Raw genomic sequence first — 6,793 nt, 5'->3', positions numbered from 1 at the left:
GACTGTATCAGGCGGTGTATCTTATTTTGAAGCAGATGTTGAGATTGAAGCTGATGAAACAGTAAGAAGCGGTATGAGCGCAGAAGTAAAGCTTATAATCGATGATGTATCACAGGTTGTATCAGTTCCAAGTTCTGCAGTGCAGTCTGATTCCGAAGGCAACTATTTTGTATATGTAAAGGATACTTCTAACAGCAAGAATTCCACTCCTTTACAGAAGGCTGTTACTATAGGTGTTAGTGATGGCTCATATACACAGATAACAGAAGGTCTTGCAGAAGGTGATGCAATCCTGGTTCCTAAGACTGATTCTATGGCACTTCTCATGCAGGAAATGTCAGCAGGTCCTTCCGAAAGCCAGTCATCTAGTGAAGGCGGTGCCAATGAGTAATATAGTTACAGATAGTGACAAGATCCTTATAATGCGTAATATCTGTAAGGACTATGTAATGGCCGGAGAGACACTTCATATTCTCAAGAATGTCGATCTTTCTGTCAAAAGAGGTCAGTTTCTTGCCATACTTGGTCCGTCAGGTTCAGGTAAGTCAACGCTTATGAATATAATAGGCTGTCTTGATGTACCAACAAGCGGTGAATATGAGCTTTCAGGTCGTGTTATAGCCGATGAGGATGAAACGTCACTTGCCAATATCAGAAACAAAGAAATTGGATTTATATTTCAGTCATTTTATCTCTTGCAGCGCCAGACTGCATTCGAAAATGTAGAGCTTCCTCTTATATATGCAGGAATGCCGGAAAAAAGGCGTAAGGAAAGAGTTGAAGAGGTTCTTGAAAAAGTAGGACTTGCTGATAAAATGTATAACTTTCCCAATCAGCTTTCGGGTGGTCAGCAGCAGCGAGTAGCAATAGCAAGAGCTGTATCCACTAACCCTACGATCCTTCTTGCAGATGAACCTACAGGAGCCCTTGATCAGAAAACAGGTGCTGCTGTTATGGACCTGTTCCATTCTCTTAATGAGGAGGGAAGAACTATTATCATGATCACTCATGATAAGAAAATAGCCGGTCATGCAAGACGCATTGTTAAGATCCTTGACGGAATCATAAGTGAAGGAGATGTTGAAGATGCTTAAAATATTTGGAATGATCAAAGAAAGCATCAAGATGTCAGTTCAGAATATCAAAAGTAACAAGATGCGTTCTTTTCTTACAATGCTTGGAATCATGATAGGTGTTGCATCTGTAATAGGACTTATATCAATAGTTCAGACTGCTACTGATTATGTTATGGGGCAGTTTTCAGAACTTGGTGCAGGTACTATAACAGTTATGTCACCTGGAACTGCTCTAAAGACAGGACTTACTGAAAAAGATATAGACAGCCTTCGAAATCTTGACGGAGTAGACGGAATAGCCCCTTCTGTGTCGCAGACTGTATCAGCAATAAGTGATGGTGAGATATATGATAACGTCACAATGGACGGCGTAGATGTAAGCTATTTTGACCATAATGACATAATCAAAGATGGAAGAGCCTTCAGAGAATTTGAAGCTGATGGCTATACTCAGGTATGTATAGTTGATGATACTTTTGTAAGTAAGGTGTTAAAAAATACAAAAGCTATTGGACAGACGGTTCATATTGGCGGATATGATTATCTTATTATTGGTATACAGGGTGATAGCACAAACCTGTCTGCAGCATATTCTGATACCAGCAATTCTGATGGTAATGTAATGGTGCCATACAGAAATGTTATGAGGATGACTTTTGCTACCAATATCACAAACTTTAATGTGTATGTTGAAGATGATGCCTCAACAAGCGAAGTTGAGACTGCTCTTCGACAGGAACTCGACAGGATATACAATGAAGCTGATAATGCCTTTTCTGTTATCAATCTTGAATCGCTTGTGGAAGTTATGGGATCCATTAAATCAATGCTTACTTCCATGCTTGGAGGTATAGCTTCTATAGCGCTTCTTGTAGGCGGAATTGGTATTATGAACATGATGCTTACTTCTGTATCAGAGAGAACCAAAGAGATCGGACTTCGTAAGGCACTTGGTGCTGAGCCTGCAAGAATTCAGGTACAGTTCCTTATGGAATCGATCATATTGTCCCTTATGGGCGGATTTATAGGTATAATTTTAGGTCTCATCATAGCATTTGTAGGAGCAAATCTCATGAATGTTACATTTGCAATATCATGGGGAGCCATTGCGCTTGGTGTTGGATTCTCAGCAGCTGTCGGGATCATATTCGGATGGATGCCAGCAAAGCGTGCAAGTGAACTTAATCCTATCGACGCACTAAGAGCAGAGTAAAATATAAGGAACTTGAGACCAAAATACTATTTAGAAATCTACGATCAAAAGGTTATAAAAAAGTAATTATCAAAACATTATTAAGAAGAATATATAAATAATCAAGAAGCATATGATCAAAATAATATTATGAGAGGATGATGACAATGAAGAATCGTTTTGCAAAGAAATCTTTGAAAGTTGCAACACTTGTTATGGCAGGAGCTTTGACTGCATCTTTTATGCTGACACCAATAACAGCAAGTGCAGGACCAGCTTATGACAGTGATTTTACTACAACTTATGTATTTGAAACACTTATAAAGCCAGCTCTTACAAACCCATATACAGATGATAACGGCATATATGAGCAGCTTGAACTTTGCTTCCGCTACCGTGTAATGACCATGGGCGAAGTACTTGATATGTATGATCATGGATATACAGTTCCTGTAACTGTACTTGAAAGATTATATAATGCAGGCTGGATCAACAGCTATGTATATCACAGAGCTGCAGGACTTGCTCCTACTCCTGAAGATATGAGCGACGTGTTCGATTATGTATACTATTACAATGCAAATCCTGATCTTCAGGCAGTATTTGGACTTAATGAAGATGCTTTGTTCCAGCATTTTCTTGTATGCGGTATGGCTGAAGGAAGAAGAGCTTCAGAGAACTTCGATCCTGTATATTTTAAAAACAGATATCCTGATATAGCAGCAGAGCTTGGCGATGATATGGCTGAATACTATATCCACTATATTATTCATGCAGTAGAACAGGGAAGAGTCGGAAGCGCTGAAGATCAGGCTGAAAAGATCGATCATCTTAATGACTACGACAATGATAATGATCCAAGATACAACTGATAATAAAATAGGTTAAAAAATTTTAGGTGAAGAATTCCTCCTTTTTTTCCGATATTATACGTGAGCTTATGCATGATAGTTTTGGAGGGCGGTTAATTTATGGCGCTGTTTGACTTTAAGTTTAAGCCGGGAAAAACTGCAAAAAAGGGAATTCAATATAAATCAGTTTGGAAAGATTTTGAAGATGGATCATCTGCGGCGCTGTTATCTTACGTCGGAGATATGTTTAGCTGTGACCGCGTACTTGTACTTCTTCGCACTCCTGAGGATACATACAGATGCACAGATGAGTGGTGTGGTGAAGGCGTTAAATCCGTAAGAGATCAGCATCAGGAGCTTACCTGGCTTGATATGATGCCTTGGCTTGATGTTGTAGAAGACGGCAGAGTTACGATAATTGAAGATGTCAGCAGCATAAAAGAAAGTAACGAAGAGCTTTATGTAAAACTTAATAATCTTGATTCAAAAGCTGTTATAATGGGCCAGCTTTCTCATATGGGTGATGACCTTGGCTTTTGGCTTGTAGTTAATCCTGCCTTGGAGAATATACAGAATATTTCTGCTATTTTCCAGGGCATTTTCTATCTGGTTGGAAATCTGTATTATAGCCAGGGTACTATTGAGCAGCTCAAGGACATAGGTTTTACTGATAAGCTCACAGGCGCAGCTAATCGTAATGCCCTTACAAGGGATATAGAGACATTCAGAGTTGGGGCTCACCTTGCAATTCTTTTTGCAGATCTTAACGGAATGAAGGAAATCAATGATACTGAGGGTCATGAAGCAGGTGACCGCCTTCTTATAAATGCCTGTGATGCCATAAGAGAAGTATTCCCTCCGGATTCCTTGTACAGGATAGGCGGCGATGAATTTCTTGTGGTTCTGTCTGATATAGAAAAATATGAATTTGATCAAAAGACAGAAATGGTCCGCGAAAGCTTCAAGGCACATGAAGTTCAGGTCGCTATTGGTGCAGTATTTACGGATAATTATGCCAATAACTTTGCAGAACTCAAATCTCAGGCTGATGATCTTATGTACAAAGATAAGAAGTCATCATATAAGACTTTTGAAGAGGGAGAAGAGACCAGTAGCAGACCTGATGAAGTTATGGAAGTCTATCCCCAGGAGAATGGCTACAGAGTTATATACTGCGTTCCGCACAAATATGAGGACAGAGGTGGACGTGAGAAAACAGGTATTTTTTCCCAGAAATTAAATTCAATTGCGGATAATCAGATACATCCAAGTGATAAGCTTAAATATCTGGACTTCTGGAATATGTCTTCCCTTATTACCAATCTTGAAAAAAGGCATAGAGAAGATGCTGCCATAATCAAGTACCGTGCACGTACAGTGGACGGCTTCTGGTGCTGGGTTGAAGAGCAGATCACTATGATGCGCCGTGACAATAATAAGATTGTCCTTATTAGCTCACTAAGAGATATAAGCGATCAGAGAGAAAGAGAGCCTATATCTGAGAATCTTACAAGCAGCTCAGAAGATTATGTTGCTCAGAAGCAGCTCTATCTCAACAAGAGATTTACCCAGCAGGCAGAAGAGTGGCTTGCAAATAAAAGAGATGGCGAAAATGTCTGCACGATAGCCATAAACCTTGGGCATCTGAGGCTTTATAATGATACATTTGGGCGGGCAGCAGGAGATCAGCTTATCAAGATGGCTACAGAAGTTGTATCTCAGGCTGCATATATGCTGCACGGATTATCATCATATCTTGGCGGCGATAATTACTGCGTTATAGGCCTTGCAGTTGATTTTCAAAATGATGAGAATCTGGCTGATTATGTCAGAAAGAATCTAAGGGACTACAGGATGGACGGGGGCTTTGCTCCTGCAATAGGTATATATACAACAACTGACAGAAAAGAAAGCTTTGCAGCTATGCATGACAGAGCCCTTATAGCGCTTTCAAATGTTAAGGACAACTATTCTGAGCATGTGCATGTATATAAAGATAGTGACTTTAGGACAGAGACAGAAAATAAAAGGCTTCATGTTCAGGAGATACAGATGGGCCTTATGCAGGACGAGTTCAGATGCTATATGCAGCCTGCAGTAGAGGTTGAAACAGGTAGAATAGTAGGAGCAGAATCTCTTATAAGATGGCAAAGAGGCATCAATCTGTTAAGGGCAGAGAGCTTTATTGAGATATTAGAAGACAGCGGATATATTCTTTCCCTTGATATGAAGATGTGGAGAAGGCTGCTTGGCTGGATGAGAGAAATGAAGGACAAGGGCTTTGACCTTCCTCCATGTTCTATAAACATATCTCATGTAGACTTCCATTATATAAAGGTTGCTGAGACGCTTATAAAGCTCTTAAACGAGTATTCAATAGAATCAAGGCTCCTGATAATCGAACTCTCAGAACAGACTTATGCCGATGATCCTGAGAATATCAGCATGCAGGTTGATATCATGAGAAGAGCCGGTATAAGAGTTTATATGGATGATAGCGGCTGCGGATTCGACAGCTTCAGAATGCTGTATGGAACTACCCTTGACGGTATCAAGATGAATCAGAGCTATCTTAGTATGCTCCCTATGGCAAGCACTGCCTTTAATCCTGTAAAGATGATGCTGGATGTAGGAAGGGAGGGTAATATACCGATAGTGTCAGAAGGCGCTGAAACCCGCGAACAGGTAGAGAATCTTAAGACAATAGGATGTAAGTATATACAGGGTAACTGCTATTACCGTCCAATGTCACTTGCAGATTATGAAAAGCTCCTTACTAAAAAAGGAATGGTGAACGCATAATAATTTAATCTTTACTGGCCGGTATACTGCGAGATATCGATATCGCCGTATTCATCTGCAAGATACTTATCATACAGCTCCTGGAGATCTTCAACATTTTCTTCTGAGAGATTCTCCTGCACATATTCAGCTGCGCTTTCCATATCACCACTATTAACATAATTGGTTATGGTCGATACAGCTTCGGTGTTAACATTTTCTTCTATTATTGAATTAAGAGTCTCCTGATCTTCAGGATCCATGGAATCAAGGACTTCTTCAACTTCCTTGGAAGTTACAGATACACCTGATCCTGCAGCTACCTGTTCTATTACAGTAGAGACGGTATAGTTAACTGCTTTTTTCTTGAGGATGGAATCCCATACAGCTGTTTTAAATATAAATATTACAAGACCAAGTATTATAAGCATTAACAGAAACTGTACAAGCTTTGCTCCTGTATTTTTCTTTCTCCTTCTTCTGTTTGACATATTATGCCTCCATAGATGTTTATTATTATCATTTTGGTCAAAGAACACATTATCATTGGATGATAGGAAGTTCACAACCATAGTCTTGATTATAGAACATATAGCACGTCAAATACAAGGTAGGGGAGTAGTGCCTATATGGTAAAATAGAATAGCATGGCAGGAAGGTATCATTAATCTCACTAATACCCATAGACAGCCTGCGGGTTTATATGTGCGAAATGAAAAGATTGTACGTATGCAAAGGAGAGCACAGCGAGGGAGAATGATCATAAACAGAATTCAAAATGAAAATACATCAGAATATAAAAATGATAGTATTACTAAATATGACAAGCGTAAAAAGCCTGTTAAACCTTCTAAAAAACGAGTTATTTCTAAAAATATCATAAGTATACTTAT

At 39.4% G+C, this 6,793-nt stretch carries 5 protein-coding genes and 1 pseudogene; 5 read left to right on the top strand and 1 reads right to left on the bottom strand.

Annotated features, from left to right (window positions below; translation table 11 throughout):
• The 5 genes and pseudogenes from K6G87_RS08090 to K6G87_RS08070 form a co-directional block, all read left to right on the top strand.
• A pseudogene (locus tag K6G87_RS08090) lies at window positions 1-391 on the top strand (hypothetical protein); the annotation flags it as partial.
• Entirely contained in the window at window positions 384-1,094 is a 711-nt protein-coding gene (locus K6G87_RS08085; RefSeq protein WP_296835693.1) for an ABC transporter ATP-binding protein, read from the top strand. The pseudogene K6G87_RS08090 and the gene K6G87_RS08085, both read left to right, overlap by 8 nt.
• Window positions 1,087-2,289, top strand: coding sequence for an ABC transporter permease (locus tag K6G87_RS08080; RefSeq protein WP_296835691.1), 1,203 nt, complete (start codon window positions 1,087-1,089; stop codon window positions 2,287-2,289). The genes K6G87_RS08085 and K6G87_RS08080 overlap by 8 nt, the downstream gene beginning before the upstream one ends.
• 146 nt (window positions 2,290-2,435) lie before the next feature.
• On the top strand, window positions 2,436-3,140 hold the full coding sequence (locus K6G87_RS08075; RefSeq protein ID WP_296835689.1) for a hypothetical protein: 705 nt from the start codon (window positions 2,436-2,438) through the stop codon (window positions 3,138-3,140).
• A gap of 99 nt (window positions 3,141-3,239) precedes the next feature.
• Window positions 3,240-5,921 (top strand): bifunctional diguanylate cyclase/phosphodiesterase, encoded by a 2,682-nt coding sequence (locus K6G87_RS08070; protein ID WP_296835687.1) that lies wholly within the window; start codon window positions 3,240-3,242, stop codon window positions 5,919-5,921.
• Window positions 5,922-5,932: 11 nt separating this feature from the next.
• Here the strand turns inward: K6G87_RS08070 and K6G87_RS08065 are convergent, their stop codons facing one another.
• Window positions 5,933-6,391 (bottom strand): hypothetical protein, encoded by a 459-nt coding sequence (locus K6G87_RS08065; protein ID WP_296835685.1) that lies wholly within the window; start codon window positions 6,389-6,391, stop codon window positions 5,933-5,935.
• Window positions 6,392-6,793: the final 402 nt, after the last annotated feature.

The organism is Butyrivibrio sp., assembly GCF_024699075.1.
This window is presented reverse-complemented; position numbering and strand designations above follow the sequence as displayed.